Here is an 18,984-nt window from a genome sequence, read left to right as displayed (position 1 = left end):
CCGGGCGCGCCGCGGAGATGCCCCGCGTGGCGCCGGCCACCCGCCGCGGCACCGCCGTCGGAACCTCCGGGTGCGCCTCGCGCACGGCCCGCGCGACAATGACCCCCGATGACTACCTCGCGAAGCGTTCTCGTGCTCGGCTCGACCGGGTCCATCGGAGTGCAGGCCCTCGACGTCGCGGCCCGCAACCCGCACCTGTTCCGGGTCGCCGGGATCGCCGCGGGCGGGGCCGATCCGGCCGCGCTCGCCGCGCAGGCGCTCGCCCACGGCGTCGAGGCCGTCGCCGTGACCAAGGCCACCGCCGCCGAAGACGTGCAGCTCGCGCTGTACGCCGAGGCCCAAAAACGCGGCTACGCCCAGGGCGACTTCAAGCTGCCGCGGCTCTTCGCGGGCTCCGACGCCGTCACCGAACTCATCGACGCCGTGGAAGTCGACACCGTCCTGAACGCGCTCCCGGGCTCCCGCGGCCTCGAGCCGACGCTCAAGGCGCTCGCCACCGGCGCCACCCTCGCCCTCGCCAACAAGGAGTCGCTCATCGCCGGCGGGCCGCTCGTGCTCGCCGCCGCCAAGCCCGGGCAGCTCGTGCCCGTCGACTCCGAGCACTCCGCCATCGCCCAGGCCCTGCGCGCCGGGCGCAAGAGCGAGGTCGCGCGGCTCGTGCTCACCGCCTCCGGCGGCCCCTTCCGCGGCCGCAAGCGCGCCGAGCTGGCCGAGGTCACCGTCGAGCAGGCCATGGCGCACCCCACCTGGTCCATGGGCCCGCTGATCACCATCAACTCGGCCACCCTGGTCAACAAGGGCCTGGAGCTGATCGAGGCCGCGCTGCTGTTCGACATCGAGCCGGCGAAGATCGACGTCACCGTGCACCCGCAGTCCATCGTGCACTCGATGGTGACCTTCACCGACGGCTCCACGATCGCCCAGGCCAGCCCGCCCGACATGCGGCTGCCCATCGCGCTCGCGCTGCACTGGCCCGACCGCGTGCCCGCCGCCGCCCCCGCCTGCACCTGGGACAAGGCCGCGACCTGGACGTTCGAGCCGCTGGACGACGAGGCCTTCCCGGCCGTCGAGCTGGCGCGCCACTGCGGCACCGCCGGCGGCTGCCTGCCCGCCGTCTACAACGCCGCGAACGAGGAGCTCGTGTCCGCCTTCCTCGCGCAGAACGCCCGCTTCACGTCGATAGTGGACACTGTTTCCGAGGTGGTGGGAGCCGCCGACGAATGGCGTCGCGAGCCGCGCGACGTCGAAGACGTACTCGCCGCCGAGCACTGGGCTCGCGCGCGGGCCCGGTCGATCATCGAGGGGAAGTAGCGGGGTGCTCGCCTACATCATCGGCGTCGTGCTGTTCGCGCTGGGGATCTGCGTTTCGGTCGCGCTGCACGAGGCCGGGCACATGGTCACCGCGAAGGCGTTCGGCATGAAGGTCCGCCGGTACTTCGTGGGCTTCGGGCCCACGGTGTTCTCGTTCCGCCGGGGCGAGACCGAATACGGCCTGAAGTGGATCCCGCTCGGCGGGTTCTGCGACATCGCCGGCATGACCGCCCTCGACGAGGTGACGCCGGACGAGGCGCCGCGCGCGATGTGGCGCTTCAAGACGTGGAAGCGCACCGTCGTCATGAGCGCCGGCTCGATCACCCACTTCATCCTCGGCTTCGTGGTGCTCTACCTGATGGCCGTGACGATGGGCCTGCCGAACCTGACCCCGGTCGACACCTCGCCGGTCCTGTCGGCGACGTCCTGCGCGCGCTCGGCGACGACCGAGGCGCAGGCCCAGGACACCAGCTGCCCGCCGGGTGCGCCGCGACCGGCGGAGGCGGCCGGGCTGCGGGCCGGCGACAAGGTCCTCGCGGTCGGCGGCAAGCCGGTCGCGAGCTGGACGGAGATGCTCGCCGCCGTGCAGGCCACCAAGGGCCGCACCGTGTTCGACATCCAGCGCGGCGACCAGCGGCTCGCGCTCGTCGTCGACGTGCCGCAGGTGCAGCGCTGGACCAGCGCCGGCGTCAAGGAGGTCGGCATGATCGGCGCCTCCCCGCAGCAGCCCGCCGTGACCACCCAGTACGGCCCGGTCGCCGCGATCGGCGCGACGTTCAGCTTCACCGGCACGATGTTCGCCGAGACGGCGCAGCGGCTGGTCGAGTTCCCCGAGCGCATCCCGGCCGTGGTCACCGCGATCTTCGGCGGCGAGCGCGACCCGAACACCCCGGTCAGCGTCGTCGGCGCGAGCCGGATCGGCGGCGAGGCCGTCGAGCGCGGCATCTGGGTGCTGTTCTTCTTCCTGCTGGCCAGCCTGAACTTCTTCATCGGCGTGTTCAACCTGCTGCCGCTGCTCCCGCTCGACGGCGGGCACATCGCGGTCGTCTGGTACGAGCGCGTCCGCGACTGGATCCGCGGGCTGCGGGGCAAGGCGGCCGGCGGTCCGGTCGACTACACGAGGCTGTCCGGGATCACGATGGTGCTGGTCCTCATCGGTGGCGCGGTCACGCTACTGACGGTGACCGCGGACATCGTCAACCCGATCCGGCTGCAGTAGCGTCCCGCCACGGAGGGGTTCCGGCCCCTCCGCGGCGGTTCACACCCGCCGTAACGCTGCTCACCGTGACGGTTGACATGGTGAAGGTGGCCCGGTCGGGGTAGGTACGCTGGAGGCCGTGACCGTCGCACTCGGTATGCCAGCCCTGCCCCCGCCCGTCCTGTCCGAGCGCCGCAAGACCCGCCAGCTCCAGGTGGGCCCGGTCGGCGTCGGCAGCGACTTCCCGATCTCCGTCCAGTCGATGACGACGACGCTCACCTCCGACGTCAACGCGACCCTGCAGCAGATCGCCGAGCTGACCGCCGCGGGCTGCGACATCGTGCGCGTGGCGTGCCCGTCGGCCGACGACGCCGAAGCGCTGCCCGCGATCGCGAAGAAGTCGCAGATCCCGGTGATCGCCGACATCCACTTCCAGCCGAAGTACGTCTTCGCCGCGATCGAGGCCGGCTGCGCGGCGGTGCGCGTGAACCCGGGCAACATCCGGAAGTTCGACGACCAGGTCAAGGAGATCGCGCAGGCCGCGAAGGACCACGGCACGCCGATCCGGATCGGCGTCAACGCCGGTTCGCTGGACAAGCGGATCATGGACAAGTACGGCAAGGCGACGCCGGAAGCGCTGGCCGAGTCGGCGCTGTGGGAGGCGTCGCTGTTCGCCGAGCACGACTTCCACGACATCAAGATCTCGGTGAAGCACAACGACCCGGTGGTCATGGTGCGCGCGTACGAGATCCTCGCCGAGCAGTGCGACTACCCGCTGCACCTAGGTGTCACCGAGGCCGGGCCGGCGTTCCAGGGCACGATCAAGTCGGCCGTGGCGTTCGGCGCGCTGCTGCGCCAGGGCATCGGCGACACGATCCGCGTCTCGCTGTCCGCGCCGCCGGTCGAAGAGGTCAAGGTCGGCACGCAGATCCTGCAGTCGCTGAACCTGCGGCCGCGCAAGCTGGAGATCGTGTCGTGCCCGTCGTGCGGGCGCGCGCAGGTCGACGTCTACACCCTCGCCGAGCAGGTCACGGCCGGGCTCGAGGGCATGGAGATCCCGCTGCGCGTGGCCGTGATGGGCTGCGTCGTGAACGGCCCGGGCGAGGCCCGCGAGGCCGACCTCGGCGTGGCGTCGGGCAACGGCAAGGGCCAGATCTTCGTCAAGGGCGAGGTCATCAAGACCGTGCCCGAGCACGCGATCGTCGAGACGCTCATCGAAGAGGCCATGCGCATCGCCGAGGAGGCGGGCGAGTCCCTGGGTGAAGGCGCCCCGGTGGTCACCGCCGGCTGAGTCTCAAGCGCCCCAAGGCGGCCTTGGGTGCGTCAGACGCACCGAAGGCCGCCTTGGGTGCGTCTGACGCACCGAAGGCCACATTGGGGCGCTAGCCCTGCAGGTGGTGCTGGGCGGCGTCGCGGATTTGCAGGCGGACGTTCTCCAGCGCGGCCGCGACCTCGTCGATCTGCTGCGACGCCAGCTGGATGGCGCCCTGGATCGCGGTCGCGGTCGACGTCTCCCCGAGCAGGCCGAGCACTTGGGCCTGCAGGTCTTCGAGGTCGCTCTTGGTGGCGAGCGCGATGCCGGTGGGCACCTGGTCGGCGAGCAGCTCCAGCTGCTGCGCCTGCTCCTGGATCGTCATCGGGAGTTCCTTCCGCGGTGGGGGACGCACCTTCCGTGTTAGCAGACCCGGAACTGTCGGTGGTGCCGTTTACGCTGGGATCCGTGAGCGTGACCTGGGCCGTCCGGCGGCCGCACCCGGTGGTGCGGCCCCTGGTCACGCGCTATGTCGGGTACGCGCAGGAAGACGTCACGCTGGCCGTCCACCGCGGGCTGCCGTCCCGGCACGTGACGCTCGTCATCAGCCTCGCCGGCCCGGTCCGGATGGCCGGGCGGAGCCTGCGGGCCCTGGTCGGCGGGCTGCACACGAGCGCGGTGCTGATCCGGCAGGACCGCGTGCAGGAGGGGCTGCAGCTGGAGCTTCGACCCGCTGGGCGTGCGCACGCTGTTCGGCGTCACGGCGGCGGAGCTGAGCGGCGAGGTGGCGGACCTGGCCGAGTTCGGCCTCGGCTCGCTGCCGGACCGGCTGCGGGAGCTGCCGACCTGGGCCGAACGGTTCGCGCTGCTCGACGACGTCCTGGCCGCCCGGGCCGTCGAACCAGTGGCACCGCCGCCGGAGCTGGGGGAGGCGTGGCGCCGGATGCGGGGCGCGGACGGGCGGGTGCGCGTCACGGACCTCGCGGACGAGGTCGGCTGGAGCCGCCGCCACCTGGGCGAGCGGTTCCGCGTGGAGCTGGGTCTGGCGCCGAAGCAGGCGGCGCGGGTGCTGCGGTTCGAGCGTGCGGCGCGGCTGCTGCGCGGCGGCCGCACGGACCTGGCCGCGCTGGCCGTCGAGTGCGGGTTCTACGACCAGGCGCACCTGAGCAACGAGTGGCGCGCGCTGGCGGGGTGCACGCCGGGCACGTGGATCGCCGAGGAGCTCCCGTTCCTCCAAGACCAGGAGGTGGCGGCCGGGCAAGACTCGCTCGCATGACTCCTGAACCGAACGTCTGGCCCACCCTCCGCTACGACGACGCCCCGGCGGCGATCCGCTTCCTCGTCGACGTCCTGGGCTTCACGGAAGCGCTGGTGGTGCCGGAAGGCGACCTGATCGCGCACGCCGAGCTGCGCTGGCCCGAGGGCGGCGCGGTGATGCTGGGCAGCGTGCGCGGGCCCGACGGCGTCCACGACGCGATGAAGCCCGGCACGGGCGCGGTGTACGTGGTGTCGGACAAGGTCGACGAGATCCACGAGCGCGTGAAGGCCGCGGGAGCGGAGATCACGGCCGAGCTGACGGACACCGACTACGGCTCCCACACGTTCAGCCTCCGCGACCCGGAGGGCAACTCCTGGACGATCGGCACCTACCGCGGCGCGGCTTGAGGCCGGTCGCGCGCGTGCGAGCAAGCCGGGGCGGGCAGCCGACCCCGCACCCCCGCCGCCGCGAGTGTCGCGAATGACTCATTCGCGACCGCGGAGGTCTCCAATGACTCATTCGGGACGTCGCGGCGCGGGTCGCTACTGCACCGGCCGCTCGAAGGTCACCAGCAGCCCCTCCACCCCGCCGGGCCCGACCCGCCCCTTGACCTCGGTCGCCGTGATGGCCTTCAGCTGCCAGCCGTCGGCCGCGTGGTCGTTGAGCAGCTTCTCGAGCTTCCCTCCCGACATCTTCCCGCCGATGAGCTTCTCCCGGACCTCGACCACCTTGTACGTGAACCGCCGCATACTCCCCATCCTGGGGTGTTCATCAGGGCGTGTCGACCGGCTCGCGTTCCGTTCACGAGCCGGATCTGGCACCCTGGAGTCCGTGTTGCGGCTTGCAGGTGCACGGCTGCTCGATGATCGGGACTATCCGGCGGTCCGTGCCGCGCTCGCCGCCGACCCGGTGGGCAGCTGCATGGTCAGCGCCCGGGTCGAGGCCGCCGGTCTCGACCCGTGGCGGCTCGGTGGTGAGCTCTGGGCCGCCGACAGCCGTCCGGTCCGGGCCGGGCGGCTCCAAGGGCTGTGCTTTTCCGGGCCCAACCTGATTCCGCTGAAAGGCAACGCGCCCGCCCTGCGCTCCTTCGCCGACCGCGCGCTCCGGAGACAGCGGACCTGCTCGTCGCTCGTCGGCCCGGCCGAACAGGTCCTCGGCCTCTGGTCCGAACTCGAAGACGAGTGGGGTCCCGCCCGCGAAGTGCGCGACGACCAGCCGCTGATGGCCCTCGACAGCACCCCGCTCGTCGCGGCCGATCCGCTGGTGCGCCCGGTCCGGCCGGACGAGCTCGAGCGGTACCTGCCCGCCGCCGTCGCCATGTTCATCGAAGAGGTCGGCGTCGACCCGCGCAGCGGGGACGGCGGGGCCAGCTACCGCGCCCGCGTCACCGAACTCATCGCCGCCGGGCGCGCCTTCGCCCGCTTCGAGAACGGCGAAGTCGTCTTCAAGGCCGAGATCGGCGCCATGTCGGCCACCGTCGGGCAGATCCAGGGCGTCTGGGTGCACCCCGACCGCCGGGGCGACGGCCTCGGCACCGCGGGCACCGCCGCGGTCGTGAACCGCCTGGTCCGCGGCCTCGGCCGCACCGCGAGCCTCTACGTCAACGCCTTCAACACCCCGGCGCTGGCCGCCTACCGCAAGATCGGGTTCAAGCAGGTCGGCCAGTACGCGACGGTGCTGTTCTAACCACTCGTCCGTGGCGGTGTTTCACCCCGGTCGCACGCCGCTGACCAGGGATCATCCCGCCATGAGTGCACGTCGATGCCGCGGTGCGCTCGCGGTGCTGCTGCTCGCCGCCGCGACCACGGCCGGGTGCTCGGGCGACGGTCCCGAGGACGCCCTCTCCGCCTTTCTGGACGCCGTCGCGGCCGGGGACGTCGCCGCCGCGGCCGCGGCCACCGACTCGCCCGAAGCCGCGAAGACCGTCCTGACCCAGGTCCGCGGCGCGCTCGACCCGGAGTCCCTCGACGTCGAGGAGGAAGACGTCAAGCAGCCCGACGGCGACGTCGTCACGGCCGGCTACCAGCTCACCTGGCACCTGCCGCGCGGCCGCACCTGGAGCTACCGCGCCGACGCCCAGCTGCGCGCGGCCGAGAACGGCTGGCAGGTGCACTGGCAGCCGACGGTCGTGCACCCGCAGCTGGCCGTCGGGCAAACCCTCGGCGTGCTGCCCCAGCTGCCCGAGACCGCGCCGGTGCTCGACCGCGACGGCGTGCCGCTGATGCGCCCGCAGAACGTCGTCGGCGTGGTCGTCGACCCCTCGAAGGCCGGGGACGCCAGCGCCGTCGCCGGGTCGCTCGCCAAGGCGCTGCACCGGTTCGAGCCGTCGGTCACCGGCCGGTCGGTGCTGGACGGGATGAGCAAGACCAAGGCGGGCACCGCCTACTCCGTGATCACCCTGCGCGAGGGCGACTACCAGCGCGTCAAGCCGGTGATCTACGACCTGCCCGGCGTGCGGTTCGCGCGGCAGCAGCGGCTGCTGCCGGTCACCCGCGGGTCGGGACAGCAGGTGCTGCCCGCCATCCGCGCGCTCGTCGAGCAGGAGCTGGCCGGCGCGGCGGGCTGGCGGATCGTCACCCAGGACGTCACCGGCGGCGAGGTCTCCGAGCTCAAGGCCGAGCCGCCGCGCCCGGCGCCCGCGGTGACCAGCACGCTCAGCGCGCGGATCCAGGACGCCGCCGAGAAGGCCCTCGCGACCGAGGACTACCCGGCCGCGCTGGTGGCGATCCAGCCCTCCAGCGGCGACATCCTGGCGGTGGCGCAGAACGAGGCCGCCGACGACGAAGGCGCGCTCGCCCTCTCCGGCCGGTTCCCGCCGGGGTCGACGTTCAAGATCGTCACCGCGGCGGCGGCGCTGTCGGCGGGCGACGTCGAGGCGGACAGCCCGGTCGACTGCCCCGGCACGACGACGATCGAAAACCGCGTCGTCCCCAACGAAGGCCGCTTCGACCTCGGCCGCGTCCCGCTGAAGACGGCGTTCGCGCGGTCCTGCAACACGACTTTCGCGCGGCTCGCCGCGGGTCTCCCGTCGGCGGCCCTCACCGACGCCGCCCGCTCCTTCGGCCTCGGCGCCGACTTCGTGGTGCCCGGCTTGACCACGGTCACCGGGACCGTTCCGGCCAGCGACTCGGCGGTCCAGCGCGCGGAGAACGGCTTCGGCCAGGGCACGGTGGTGACCAGCCCGTTCGGCATGGCGCTGGTCGCGGCGACGGTGCAGGCCGGGAAGGTGCCCACGCCGTCGATCGTCAAGGGCATGCCCGCGACGACGAAGAACGTCGGCGACGCGCCGTCGGACGACGTGCTCGGCGCCCTGCGCGGCATGATGCGCGACGTCGTCACCTCGGGCACCGCGACCGGGCTGCGGGACATCCCCGACGTCGCGGGCAAGACCGGCACGGCCCAGTTCGGCGACGGCTCCCGCTCGCACGGCTGGTTCGTCGGCTACCGCGGTGACCTGGCGTTCGCCGTGCTGCTGACCGAGGCCGGGTCGTCCAAACCGGCGGTGCAGGCCGCGCACCGGTTCCTGGCGGGGATCGGCTGAGCGGGCCGTCGTAAGGTGGGGGCATGTCCGTTCGTGCCCCGCTCGTTCCCGGCGTCCAGACGCCCCGCCGTGCCGTCCCGACCTCCATCGCCCGTCCCGAGTACGTGGACAAGCCGGCGCCGAAGCGGGACACCGGCAACGGCGTGCGCACGCCCGAGGTGATCGAGAAGATGCGCGTGGCCGGGAAGATCGCGGCGCAGGCGCTGGAAGAGGGCGGCAAGGCCGTCAAGCCGGGCGCCACCACGGACGACATCGACAAGGTGGTGCACGAGTTCCTGCTCGACCACCACGCCTACCCCTCGACGCTGGGCTACCGCCACTTCCCGAAGTCGTGCTGCACCTCGCTCAACGAGGTGATCTGCCACGGCATCCCGGACTCGACGGTGATCGAGGACGGCGACATCTGCAACATCGACGTCACCGCCTACATCGGCGGGGTGCACGGCGACACGAACGCGACGTTCCTGGCCGGCGACGTCTCGGAGGAGGCCCGCCTGCTGGTGGAGCGCACCCGCGAGGCGACGATGCGGGCGATCAAGGCGGTCCGGCCGGGCCGCCAGCTCAACGTGATCGGCCGGGTCATCGAGTCGTACGCGAAGCGCTTCGGCTACGGCGTGGTCCGCGACTTCACCGGCCACGGCGTGGGCCCGGCGTTCCACACGCCGCCGACGGTCCTGCACTACGAAGAGCCCTCCGTCGACACGATCATCGAGGAGGGCATGACCTTCACGATCGAGCCGATGATCACGCTGGGCACCATCGACTACGACATCTGGGCCGACGACTGGACCGTCACCACGAAGGACAAGAAGTGGACGGCCCAGTTCGAGCACACCCTCGTGGTGACGGCCGACGGCAGCGAGATCCTCACGCTGCCGTAACGCTCGTGAGTGTTTAGGGCGGTTAGAACCGCCCTAAACACTCACGAGGCGTTTGCTCAGTGGCTCGTGGCCTTCTTGTAGCAGCGCACCGAAAGCGGCACGAAGACCACCAGCAGCAGCGCGATCCACAGCACCGACGCGAGCACGGCGTGCTGCATCGGCCAGACGTCGTGCACCGGCATCGACGCGCTCGTGTTGCCGAACAGCTCCCGCGCCGCCTGGGTGATCGCCGAGACCGGGTTCCAGTCCGCGATCACCCGCAGCGGCCCGGGCAGCCGCGCGCTGTCGACGAACGTGTTGGCCAGGAACGTCAGCGGGAAGATCGCCACGCTCGAGACGTTGTTGAACACCTCGGGCTTGCGCACCGCCAGGCCGAGCGTCCCCATCACCCACGACAGCGCGTAGGCGAAGGCCAGCAGCAGGAGCACGCCGCCCAGTGCCTCGAAGACGCCGGTGTGGATGCGCCAGCCCACCAGCAGCCCCACCAGGCCCATGATGAGCAGGCTCGTCACGTTGAGGATCAGATCCGCCGTGGTCCGCCCGATCAGCACCGCGGCCGGGGACATCGGCAGCGAGCGGAAGCGGTCGATGATGCCCTTCTGCAGGTCATCGGTCAGCCCGTAGCCGGTGACGATGCTGCCCATCGCCACCGCGAGCGTGAAGATCCCCGGCAGCATGAACTCGCGGTAGGACATCCCGGGGATGTCGATCACGCTGCCGAACACGTAGCCGAAGAGCAGCACGAACATCACCGGCATGAACACGATGGACCCGAGCAGGTCCAGCGACCGGACGATCTTGATCGAGTTGCGCTTTGCGACGGTCACGCCGTCGGTGACGGCCATCTGCACCGCGTTCATCACACGGCCTCCTTCGCGGGTTCGGCCGTCTCGTGGCCGGTGAGAGTGAGGAAAACGTCGTCGAGGGTGGGGCGGCGGACGCCGACGTCGCGGACGTCGACGCCGTCGGCGGCGAGCAGGGCGAGGGCTTCGGTAAGCGCTTTCGCGCCGTGGGTCACGGGCACGGTGAGCCGGAACGCTTCGGCCTGCGGCTCGCCGCTCGCCAGCCGCGCCAGGGCGCGCCGCGCCACCTCGACGTCGGCGTGCGTGCCGACGGTCAGCTCGATCCGCTCGCCCCCGACGAGATCCTTCAGCTCGTCGGCAGTGCCGCGGGCGATGACGCGCCCGTGGTCGATCACGGCGATGCTGTCGGCCAGCCGGTCGGCCTCTTCGAGGTACTGCGTGGTCAGCAGCAGCGTGGTGCCACCCTTGACCAGCTCGGTGATGACGTCCCACAGCTCGGTGCGGGCCCGCGGGTCGAGCCCGGTGGTCGGCTCGTCGAGGAACAGCACGGGCGGGTTGGCGACGAGCGCGCCCGCGAGGTCGAGCCGTCGCCGCATGCCGCCGGAGTAGCCCTTCACCGGCCGGTCGGCGGCGTCTTCGAGGCTGAAGCGGGCCAGCAGTTCGCGGCCGCGGGCCTTGGCGCGCTTGGTGCCCAGGTGGTAGAGCCGCCCGACCATCTCGAGGTTTTCGGCGCCGGTCAGCTCCTGGTCGACGGCCGCGTACTGCCCCGACGCGCCGATGTGCGAACGCAGCTCCGGCGCGTCCCGCACGACGTCGAACCCGGCGACCGTCGCGCGTCCGGCGTCCGGCTTCTGCAGCGTCGTGAGGATCTGGACGGTGGTGGTCTTCCCGGCGCCGTTCGGCCCGAGCACGCCGAGCACGGTGCCCTCCGGGACGCGCAGGTCCATCCCGTCGAGCGCGGTGACGCTCCCGTACTTCTTGACCAGCCCTTCGGCCACGATGGCGTCTGCCATTGGATTTCCCCTTTGTCTCGTGGAGTTTCAGGCCCGGCGGATGACGATGTCGCCGGTGTAGGTGCGGGCTTTGACCTCGACCGTTTCGGTCGTGCCGCCGGGTCCCTCCGACGGCGTGAGCGTGTTGCGCACCGACCCGGTCAGGGAGTTGCAGCTCGAGCCAGGCGGCGCTGCCCTCGCGGATGCCGACCTCGATCTCGCCGACGGCGGTCTCGAGGACGACCTCGTCGCGGATGACCTCGTTGAGCCGGATGTCCCCGGCCGCGGTCTTGGCGTGCACCCCGGCGTGCGCGCGGTCGACGAGAATGTCGCCGCTGGCGGTGTTGACGCGCAGGTCGCCGGTCACGTCGCCGACGCGGGTCTCGCCGTTGGAGTTCTTGAGCACGGCGGTGCCGTCGATCTCGCGCAGCCGCAGCTCGCCGGAGCCGGTGTGGACCTCGGCGTGCCCGGTGGCGCGGTCGACGAAGACGTCGCCGGTCGCGGTGTTCGCCTCGAGCCGGGCGGCCTCGTCGAGGTGGATGTCGCCGACGGAGGTCTTGATGCGGCTGTCGCCGATCCGGCCGCTGACGCGGTAGTCGCCCATCGCGGAGGTGCCGCGGATCCGCGAACCGGCCGGCAGCTCGATCGTGACGTGCAGCGAGCCGCCCTTGCCGAAGATCTTGGTGACGTACTTCGGGCCTTTGACCAGCAGCTCGCCGCCGGCGAACTCGACGCGGGTCTTGGCGACGGCCTTGACGTCCTCGGGCTCGCCCGGGTCGGCCGGAGCGATGTCGACGGTGGTTTCGGCGGTCTCCCCGGCGACGATCCGGACGTCGGCGACGCTGACGTCGATCGTGGCCGTGATCGGCTCGGGGGTCGGGAAAACGGGCATGGCTGCGCCCTCCTGGGGTGCTCGGGTGGCGTCTCCGCAGGTCGGAGACGTGAGGGGGAAAGAGAGGGGTTACTTGACCCAGCCGGTGTACTTCTCGCCGTACACGGATCGCCGCTCGGTCCGGCCGGGAGTGGCGCCGAGCGCGGTGGTCGCGGCCCGGACGAGCCAGGCGTTGATGGAGAGCCGGTCCCGGTTCGCGGCTTCTTCGACGCGCTGCTTGAGCTGTTCGGGAAGCCGCAGGTTGATCCGGGAGACGGCGCCGTCGTCGACCTCGGGCGGCGGCGGTGGGGCTTCCGCGGGCGCGGGTTCGGGTGTGGCGGGCAGGGCGACGGCGAACTCGGCTTCGCGGCGGCGCAGGCGCACCTCGACGGAGCCGGGCGCGAGGTCGCGGGTGATTTCGTCGGCCGCGGCCGAGAGGGCGTCGAGCAGGGTGAGCCGGATCGCCGACTCGAGCGGCGCGGTGAGCCGCTCGGCGAGGGCGACGGCTTCTTCGCCCGCCGCTTCGGCGGCGACCGCGAGCTCCCGCCGGAGTTCGTCCACGAAGGGCGTCAGGTCCATGGCACAACTATGGCGCCATCGTGGCACCACGACAACCCTGAATTGGCACCCTTAGGGGTCGCACGTGGTGCCAGCTTTGTTGAAACCGCAGTTCAGGCGCGGCGCGGGCCAAGCGCCCCAATGTGGCCTTCGGTGCGTGAGACGCAACCAAGGCGGCCTTCGGTGCGTCAGACGCAACCAAGGCCGCCTTGGGGCGCTGGGGGTCAGGCGCAACCAAGGCCGCTTTGGGGCGCTGGGGTCAGGGGCGGTCGATGCGCTCCAGTAGCTCGTCGAGGAAGCCGCACGCCTCCGCCGCCGCGCGGTCCGCGTCGCCGTCCGCGATCGCCCGCGCCAGACCCTCGTGGCCGATCTCCGGCACGTGACTCGCCCCCGGCGTGATGCTCGACGTCGCCGCGACGCTGGCCGTGATGACCTCCGTCAGCCCGCGGTACAGCTCCGTCAGCAGCCCGTTGTGCCCGCTGCGGACCACCGCGCAGTGGAACTCCGCATCGGTGCGGGCGAAGTCCTGCCAACGACCTTCGCGGAGGTCGGAATCGCGACGGGCCAGCAGCGCCCACAGCTCGGCGACCTCCTCCTCGGTCCGCTCGGTGGCGGCGAGGCGGGCGCCTTCGACCTCGAGCGTGCGGCGGACCTGCAGCACCTCGCGCAGCTCCGAACCGCACAGACGCCGGATCGCGCCGGACACCTCGCTGGTCGCGCGGACGTACGTGCCGTCGCCCTGCCGGACTTCCAGGATCCCCGTGTGCGCGAGCGCACGGACGGCTTCGCGGACTGTGTTGCGGCCGACGCCGAGCTGCTCGACGAGCTCCGTCTCGGGTGGGATGCGCTCGCCGATCGGCCATTCGCCCCGCGTGACCGCGTCACGCAGCTGCTCGATGACCTGGTCGACGAGGCCTGCCCGCCGCGTGGTGGCCAGAGGCACAGGAGTCATCCCTTCATCCAATCATCCTACGTATGCGATAGTAGCGGTCATGCGCGTGGAATCCGAGCTTGACGCGGCCGCCGAACCCCGGACGCCGGGTGTCGTCGCCGCGGGGGCGCTGCTCGCCGTCGCGGTCGTGCTCACCGCCCTCAACCTGCGCCCGGCCATCACCGGCGTCGGCCCGATGCTCGCCGAAATGCGGGCGGACCTGGGCGCGTCCGTGGTCTGGGCGGGCGTGCTCACGACGTTGCCGACGCTCTGCTTCGCCGGTGCCGGGCTGGCCGCGCCGCTGCTCGCGCGCCGCGCCGGGATCGGGGCCGCCATCGCGATCGCGCTCACCGCACTCGGCGCCGGGCTCGTGCTGCGCGTGCTCGACGGGCCCGTCGTCGTCCTCGGCGGCACGCTCGTCGCCACCGCCGGGATCGCCCTGATCAACGTGCTCATCCCGGTCGTCATCAAGGACTCCTTCCCGGCGCGCATCGGCGTGCTGACCGGCGTCTACACCGCGGCCCTGCAGGGTGGCGGCGCCCTCGGCTCGGCCGTGACCCCGCAGCTCGGCGACGGCCTCGGCGGCTGGCGCCCGGCGCTGGGCAGCTGGGCCGTGCTCGCCGTCGTCGCGCTGCTGGCCTGGCTTCTCGCCGCCCGTGGCACCGGCCGCGCGCCGCGGCACTCCGATGCCGCGCAGGCGGGCCGTTCGCTGCTGGGCAACCGGCTGGCTTGGATCGTCACCGTGTTCTTCGGCCTGCAGGCCTTCTACGCCTACGCCGCGATGGGCTGGTTCCCGCAGGTCCTGATGGACGCGGGCGTGTCGCGTGACCAGGCCGGGCTGCTGTTCGGCCTGGTCTCCCTGATCGCCGTGCCGATCAGCCTGTTCGTCGCGCCGATGGCGGCGCGGCAGCGCGGGCAGGGGCCGTGGATCGTGGCCCTCGGCGTGTTCGGCTTCGCCGGCACCGCCGGGCTGATGCTGGCGCCGTCCTGGTCGCCGCTGCTCTGGAGCATCCTCGTCGGGCTCGGGATGAGCGTGTTCTCGCTGGCGTTGACCGTGATCGCGCTGCGGGCGCGGACCGGCGCGGACACTGCTCGCCTCTCCGGGATGGCGCAAGGCTTCGGCTACCTCTTCGCCGCGCTGGGGCCGTTCCTGTTCGGCCTGCTGCACGACGCCGCGGGCGGCTGGACGGTGCCGCTGGCGATGCTGCTCGGCCTGCTCCTGGTCCAGGTCGTCTTCGGCGCGCTCGCCGGGCGCCACCGGTTCGTCTGAGACTTAACAGTTAACGCTCTTCGCGAGGTGGCGGCGGCTTAAGATCGTCCGGTGGCCGTGCCGTCGCCGGACCTCGGGACGTTGCTGCGCGAGGGCCCGTTCGACGCCGCCCTGCGCGCGGCCATCCGCGCCCGCGGCCTGAGTCTCGACCGGCTCCGCGAACACCTCCAGGCGCGCGGGGTCTCGGTCACGACGGCGACGTTGAGCTACTGGCAGTCCGGCCGCAGCCGCCCCGAGCGGCGGGATTCCGTGCGCGGGCTGCGTCAGCTCGAGGCCGTCCTCGAGGTGCCCGCCGGGTCGCTCGTCGCACTGCTCGGCCCGCCGCGCGCCCGGCCGCGCCGGGTCGGCGTGGCGGAGATGGGCCGGTTCTGGCCGGACGGCGGGCGCATCGACGCCGCGGTGTCCGATGTGGACACCCGGTGGGACGAGCGGCTGACCCGGATCGGTCAGCACGACGTCGTCACTGTGGGGCCCGGCCGCGAAGAACTCGCGATCCACTCGCGGCAGGTGCTGCGCGCCGAGGCCGACGGCCCGGACCGGTGGGTGGTGATCCTGCACCTCGACGAGCACGACCGGCCGCTGCCGGAGCTGCGCTCGCTGCGCGGGTGCCGCCTCGGTCGCAGTGTCCACCAGCCCGAAGACGGACTGCTCGTCGTCGAGCTGCTCTTCGCCCGGCCGCTCGCCCGCGGCGAAACCGTGCTCACCGAACACACGCTCGTCAACCGCGCGCCGTGCCCGCTCGCGACGAACTACGAGCGCAAGTTCCGGCTCCCCGTCCGCGAATACGTGCTCGAAATCCGGTTCTCGCCGGACGCCGTTCCGGAAGTGTGCCGCCGATTCGCCGAGCCCGGCGAATCCGCCGACGTCGTCCCGGAAGCCGGTGCGGTGCACGGGGTCGCGCTCAACTTCGGCCCCGGACGCTACGGTTTCTCGTGGGACTGGCCAGTCAACTGTTAACGACGTCCGGCTCTTCAAATCGGTCTTTCCGCCGTTTTACCGTCTGCGCACCCCATTCGCTCAGGCGAGGAGAAAACCGATGCGCAGATTCGTTTCCGTCGCGGGTGTGGCCGCGTTGGCCGCACTGGGACTGGGTTTCGCGCCCGCCGAAGCCGCGCCGTCACCGACCCATCCACCGGCCGAAGTCGACGGCGTCGCCGCGGCGTTCGGGCTCACCGCGGACCAGGCCCGAGCACAGCTCGCCGCCCAGGACGAAGCCCACCGGATCGCGGCGACGCTGCGCGTGCCGTCGGCCGGGCAGTGGTTCGACGCGGCCGCCGGAACGCTCACGGTCGCCGTCACCAGCGCCGACGCTGCCGAAAAGGTCCGCGCGGCGGGCGCGGTGGCGAAGGTCGTGACGCGAAGCCAGGCCGAATTGGACCGCGCCGACGCGGCCGTGCGTCAGCTGGTCGGCACCGGCGTTCCCGGGGTCTACGGCTGGGGCGTCGACGTCCGCGCCAACGACGTCACCGTCGACGTCGACCGGACCAAGAAGACCGCGGCGACCGAGAGTTTCCTTTCCCGGGCCGGTGAACTCGGCGTCCGGATCACCGAGACCGGCTCGTCGCCGCGCCAGCAGTCGGGCACGATCCAGACCGGCAGCCCGTGGTGGCCGGGCGGCGAGAGCAACTGCTCGGTCGGCTTCCCGGTGACGGATTCCAGTGGCGCCAAGCACTTCCTGACCGCCGGGCACTGCACGAACGACCGCGACCAGGCCGCGTACGGCGCGTCCGGGCAGCAGAACCGGATCGGCACGTCGAACGTCGGCGGCACGCACAGCGTCAACGCGCGCGAAGGCGACATGGGCGTCGTCGCCGTGACGGAGGCGGGCTGGACGCTCTCGGCGTCGGTCAACACGTGGGGCCAGCCCGCGGTCACCGTGTCCGGTGCCGCGGAGGCCATGGTCGGCGACCGCGTCTGCCACTCCGGCACCACCTCGCACTGGCAGTGCGGCGAGGTGAAGTACACGCACAAGTCCGTCGACTACGGGGGCGGCCTGGTCATCGACGACCTGACCTGGACGACGGCGTGCTCCCTCGGCGGCGACTCCGGAGGTGGCTGGCTGCTGGGCGACAAGGCCACCGGCCTGCACGACGGCGGGCCGTCGCAGTGCGTGGACAACCCGTCCGACGGCGACCTGTCATTGTTCCAGCCAGTGGCCGAGGCGCTGGCGAAGTGGCAGCTCACCCTGGTGACCGGCGGCGGGGGCGACCCGGGCGAGAACCGGACGCTGACCAACGGCACGGACTACCCGATCCGCGACTACCAGCAGGTGTTCAGCCCGGTCACGTCCGCGTTGACCGGCCAAGCCGGCGCGCTCGCGGTGGCCGTGACGATCCGGCACACGTGCGCCGAAGACCTCGGCGTCACGCTGCTCGACCCGGACGGCCGTGGCTACGCGCTCAAGTACAGCGGCGGCAGCACGTGCACGGCGTGGAACGGCACGCGGACGTTCACCGTCCCCGGCGCCGCGTCGCCCGCGGGCGGGCGCTGGCAGCTGCGCGTCACCGACTACGGCCCCGGCGACACCGGCGTCCTCGACAGCTGGTCCCTCACCCTCTGACCGGGCTCAGTCCAGGGGCAGGTTGAGCAGGGCGTTCTCGATGAGCTCCGGCATCGCCGGGTGGATCCAGTACTGGCCGCGGGCCATGCTCCGCGCGTCGAGGCCGAAGCTCATCGCCTGGATGAGCGGCTGGATCACCGACGACGCCTGCGGCCCGATGATGTGCGCGCCGAGCAGCTGCCCGGTCGCGGGGTCGGCCAGCAGCTTCGCGAAGCCCGTCGTGTCCTCCATCGCCCAGCCGTAGGCGATCCCGGCGTAGTCCTGCTTCGAGACCACATAGGACACTCCGGTCTCGCGTGCCTTCCGCTCGGTCAGCCCGACCGACGCGACCTGCGGGTGGGTGAACACGGCGTGCGGCACGAACCGGTGGTCGGCGGTGATCCGCTCGTCCGGGTGCAGCAGGTTGTGCTGCACGACGCGGGCTTCGTGGTTCGCGACGTGCTTCAGCTCGTGCGGCGAGGAGAGGTCGCCGAGCGCGTAGATGCCCTCGACGACGGTCTCCTGGAAGTCGTCGACGACGACGTGCCCGCGCTCGGTGGTGGTGACGCCGGTGGCGGCGACGTCGAGCAGGTCGGAGTTCGGGCGGCGGCCGGTGGCGACGAGCAGCAGGTCGGCCTCGACGGTTTCCGCGCCCTGCGGTCCTTCGAGGTCGAGCGCGACGCCGCCGTCGGTCTTGCGCGCCCGCACGGTCTTGCGCTCGAGACGGACGTCGAAGCGCTCGGCGGCCAGCTCGGTGAAGCGCTCGCTGACGTCGTCGTCCTCCGAGCGGAGCAGGCGCCCCGAGCGGTTGACGAGCGTGACGTGCACGCCGAAGGACGCGAAGACGTGCGCGAACTCGGCCGCGATGTACCCGCCGCCGAGCACGACGATCCGCTCGGGCAGTTCGTCGAGCCGCATCACGGTGTCGGACGTGTAGTAGTCGACGGAGTCGAGGCCGGGAATCTCCGGGATGACCGGGCGCCCACCGGCGGCGAGCACGAACTTGTCGGCGGTCAGCACCTCGTCGGGGCGGCCGTCGGCGAAGCTGACGCGCAGCTCCTTGTGGCCGGTGAAGCGGGCGGTGCCGTCGTAGACGTCGACGTTCGCGTTGTCCTCGTGGCTGCGGCGGTACTCCGCGCCACCGGCGGCGATGGGGTCGATCCGGCCGAAGATCCGGTCGCGGATGTCGCGCCAGCGCACGCCCTTCAGCTCTTCGTCGACGCCGTACTTCGCACTGTGCGAAGGCGTGTACGCGACGTCGGCGGCGTACACGAACATCTTCGTCGGGATGCAGCCCACGTTCAGGCAGGTGCCGCCGAAGGTGCCCTTCTCCACGATCGCGGTCTTCTTGTCGGCGAAGTCCGGCCCGAGGATGGAGTTCCCCGATCCCGTTCCGACGATCACCAGGTCGTAGTGGGGCACTGCATCCTCCGCGCGTTGGTCTCCGGTCGGTCCACCCTAGCCAACCGGCCCGCTCGGGCGGGTGTTCCCCGATGTGCTTAACGTCGTATTACGTGGTCATCGCCCGGTGCGGTGCGGCGGGGCCGGATCGAGTGGGCCGCGGGAGCGGTGCAGCCTC

17 protein-coding genes and 2 pseudogenes are annotated in these 18,984 nt (G+C 71.9%); 11 read left to right on the top strand and 8 right to left on the bottom strand.

Annotation, left to right across the window (positions count from 1 at the left end):
* Positions 1-108 precede the first annotated feature (108 nt).
* The 3 genes from dxr (at position 109) to ispG (ending at position 3,800) form a co-directional block, all read left to right on the top strand.
* On the top strand, positions 109-1,311 hold the full coding sequence (dxr, locus tag QP939_RS00525) for a 1-deoxy-D-xylulose-5-phosphate reductoisomerase (RefSeq protein ID WP_285454456.1): 1,203 nt from the start codon (positions 109-111) through the stop codon (positions 1,309-1,311).
* A 4-nt stretch (positions 1,312-1,315) separates the two neighbouring features.
* On the top strand, positions 1,316-2,530 hold the full coding sequence (locus QP939_RS00520; protein WP_285454455.1) for a M50 family metallopeptidase: 1,215 nt from the start codon (positions 1,316-1,318) through the stop codon (positions 2,528-2,530).
* Between the two features lie 136 nt (positions 2,531-2,666).
* Positions 2,667-3,800: a flavodoxin-dependent (E)-4-hydroxy-3-methylbut-2-enyl-diphosphate synthase gene (ispG, locus tag QP939_RS00515; protein ID WP_285459597.1), complete on the top strand. Its 1,134-nt coding sequence runs from the start codon at positions 2,667-2,669 to the stop codon at positions 3,798-3,800.
* 91 nt (positions 3,801-3,891) lie between these two features.
* On the opposite strand, the gene QP939_RS00510 is transcribed toward ispG, so the two are convergent.
* A complete protein-coding gene (locus QP939_RS00510) occupies positions 3,892-4,146 on the bottom strand; it encodes a hypothetical protein (protein WP_003057586.1) in 255 nt (84 codons plus the stop codon).
* Between the two features lie 53 nt (positions 4,147-4,199).
* On the opposite strand from QP939_RS00510, the pseudogene QP939_RS00505 reads away from it, so the two are divergent.
* Together QP939_RS00505 and QP939_RS00500 are read left to right on the top strand one after the other, a co-directional pair.
* A pseudogene (locus QP939_RS00505) lies at positions 4,200-5,037 on the top strand (helix-turn-helix domain-containing protein).
* Positions 5,034-5,426 (top strand): VOC family protein, encoded by a 393-nt coding sequence (locus QP939_RS00500; protein WP_285454453.1) that lies wholly within the window; start codon positions 5,034-5,036, stop codon positions 5,424-5,426. The pseudogene QP939_RS00505 and the gene QP939_RS00500 overlap by 4 nt, the downstream one beginning before the upstream one ends.
* A 135-nt stretch (positions 5,427-5,561) precedes the next feature.
* Here the strand turns inward: QP939_RS00500 and QP939_RS00495 are convergent, their stop codons facing one another.
* Positions 5,562-5,768 carry a DUF4177 domain-containing protein gene (locus QP939_RS00495; RefSeq protein WP_285454452.1) on the bottom strand — a complete coding sequence of 69 codons (207 nt, stop codon included), beginning with the start codon at positions 5,766-5,768 and terminating at the stop codon, positions 5,562-5,564.
* A gap of 82 nt (positions 5,769-5,850) precedes the next feature.
* Here QP939_RS00495 and QP939_RS00490 point away from each other — a divergent pair, with 82 nt between their 5' ends.
* The 3 genes from QP939_RS00490 (at position 5,851) to map (ending at position 9,441) form a co-directional block, all read left to right on the top strand.
* Positions 5,851-6,705 carry a GNAT family N-acetyltransferase gene (locus QP939_RS00490; RefSeq protein ID WP_285454451.1) on the top strand — a complete coding sequence of 285 codons (855 nt, stop codon included), beginning with the start codon at positions 5,851-5,853 and terminating at the stop codon, positions 6,703-6,705.
* 61 nt (positions 6,706-6,766) lie between these two features.
* Complete coding sequence (locus tag QP939_RS00485) at positions 6,767-8,560, top strand: penicillin-binding transpeptidase domain-containing protein (protein ID WP_285454449.1); 1,794 nt, start codon at positions 6,767-6,769, stop codon at positions 8,558-8,560.
* A 23-nt stretch (positions 8,561-8,583) separates the two neighbouring features.
* Complete coding sequence (gene map / locus QP939_RS00480) at positions 8,584-9,441, top strand: type I methionyl aminopeptidase (RefSeq protein WP_285454447.1); 858 nt, start codon at positions 8,584-8,586, stop codon at positions 9,439-9,441.
* A gap of 56 nt (positions 9,442-9,497) precedes the next feature.
* On the opposite strand, the gene QP939_RS00475 is transcribed toward map, so the two are convergent.
* The 5 genes and pseudogenes from QP939_RS00475 to QP939_RS00455 form a co-directional block, all read right to left on the bottom strand.
* Complete coding sequence (locus QP939_RS00475) at positions 9,498-10,301, bottom strand: ABC transporter permease (RefSeq protein ID WP_285454446.1); 804 nt, start codon at positions 10,299-10,301, stop codon at positions 9,498-9,500.
* Positions 10,301-11,257: an ATP-binding cassette domain-containing protein gene (locus QP939_RS00470; RefSeq protein ID WP_285454445.1), complete on the bottom strand. Its 957-nt coding sequence runs from the start codon at positions 11,255-11,257 to the stop codon at positions 10,301-10,303. Before QP939_RS00470 ends, QP939_RS00475 begins: the two co-directional genes overlap by 1 nt.
* Positions 11,258-11,284: 27 nt before the next feature.
* Positions 11,285-12,128 (bottom strand): annotated as a pseudogene (locus tag QP939_RS00465) (DUF4097 family beta strand repeat-containing protein).
* A 69-nt stretch (positions 12,129-12,197) separates the two neighbouring features.
* Positions 12,198-12,686: a hypothetical protein gene (locus QP939_RS00460; RefSeq protein WP_285454444.1), complete on the bottom strand. Its 489-nt coding sequence runs from the start codon at positions 12,684-12,686 to the stop codon at positions 12,198-12,200.
* A gap of 238 nt (positions 12,687-12,924) precedes the next feature.
* Positions 12,925-13,608 (bottom strand): FadR/GntR family transcriptional regulator, encoded by a 684-nt coding sequence (locus QP939_RS00455; protein WP_285459595.1) that lies wholly within the window; start codon positions 13,606-13,608, stop codon positions 12,925-12,927.
* A gap of 49 nt (positions 13,609-13,657) precedes the next feature.
* Between QP939_RS00455 and QP939_RS00450 the strand changes: the two genes are divergently transcribed.
* The 3 genes from QP939_RS00450 to QP939_RS00440 all read left to right on the top strand — a co-directional run bounded on the left by QP939_RS00450 (position 13,658) and on the right by QP939_RS00440 (position 17,426).
* Entirely contained in the window at positions 13,658-14,866 is a 1,209-nt protein-coding gene (locus QP939_RS00450) for an MFS transporter (protein ID WP_285454443.1), read from the top strand.
* Between the two features lie 51 nt (positions 14,867-14,917).
* Positions 14,918-15,823 (top strand): XRE family transcriptional regulator, encoded by a 906-nt coding sequence (locus tag QP939_RS00445; protein WP_285454442.1) that lies wholly within the window; start codon positions 14,918-14,920, stop codon positions 15,821-15,823.
* Between the two features lie 79 nt (positions 15,824-15,902).
* The gene (locus QP939_RS00440) at positions 15,903-17,426 is read left to right on the top strand and encodes a proprotein convertase P-domain-containing protein (RefSeq protein WP_285454441.1); all 1,524 of its coding nucleotides are present in this window, start codon (positions 15,903-15,905) and stop codon (positions 17,424-17,426) included.
* Between the two features lie 6 nt (positions 17,427-17,432).
* Here QP939_RS00440 and QP939_RS00435 read toward each other — a convergent pair whose 3' ends face one another.
* Entirely contained in the window at positions 17,433-18,827 is a 1,395-nt protein-coding gene (locus QP939_RS00435; protein WP_285454440.1) for a mycothione reductase, read from the bottom strand.
* Positions 18,828-18,984: the final 157 nt, after the last annotated feature.

This window comes from Amycolatopsis nalaikhensis (assembly GCF_030264295.1).
GTDB lineage: Bacteria > Actinomycetota > Actinomycetes > Mycobacteriales > Pseudonocardiaceae > Amycolatopsis > Amycolatopsis nalaikhensis.
The sequence above is the reverse complement of the archived record's forward strand: the minus strand, read 5'-3'. Positions and strand labels throughout refer to the sequence as shown.

Bases quoted from the DNA above. Each gene is read 5' to 3' on its own strand.
- QP939_RS00450 (WP_285454443.1), top strand. From the start codon at position 13,658: ATGCGCGTGGAATCCGAGCTTGACGCGGCCGCCGAACCCCGGACGCCG.
- QP939_RS00440 (WP_285454441.1), top strand. From the start codon at position 15,903: ATGCGCAGATTCGTTTCCGTCGCGGGTGTGGCCGCGTTGGCCGCACTG.
- map (WP_285454447.1), top strand. From the start codon at position 8,584: ATGTCCGTTCGTGCCCCGCTCGTTCCCGGCGTCCAGACGCCCCGCCGT.
- QP939_RS00460 (WP_285454444.1), bottom strand. From the start codon at position 12,686: ATGGACCTGACGCCCTTCGTGGACGAACTCCGGCGGGAGCTCGCGGTC.
- ispG (WP_285459597.1), top strand. From the start codon at position 2,667: ATGCCAGCCCTGCCCCCGCCCGTCCTGTCCGAGCGCCGCAAGACCCGC.
- QP939_RS00475 (WP_285454446.1), bottom strand. From the start codon at position 10,301: ATGAACGCGGTGCAGATGGCCGTCACCGACGGCGTGACCGTCGCAAAG.
- QP939_RS00470 (WP_285454445.1), bottom strand. From the start codon at position 11,257: ATGGCAGACGCCATCGTGGCCGAAGGGCTGGTCAAGAAGTACGGGAGC.
- QP939_RS00485 (WP_285454449.1), top strand. From the start codon at position 6,767: ATGAGTGCACGTCGATGCCGCGGTGCGCTCGCGGTGCTGCTGCTCGCC.
- QP939_RS00500 (WP_285454453.1), top strand. From the start codon at position 5,034: ATGACTCCTGAACCGAACGTCTGGCCCACCCTCCGCTACGACGACGCC.
- QP939_RS00495 (WP_285454452.1), bottom strand. From the start codon at position 5,768: ATGCGGCGGTTCACGTACAAGGTGGTCGAGGTCCGGGAGAAGCTCATC.
- QP939_RS00510 (WP_003057586.1), bottom strand. From the start codon at position 4,146: ATGACGATCCAGGAGCAGGCGCAGCAGCTGGAGCTGCTCGCCGACCAG.
- dxr (WP_285454456.1), top strand. From the start codon at position 109: ATGACTACCTCGCGAAGCGTTCTCGTGCTCGGCTCGACCGGGTCCATC.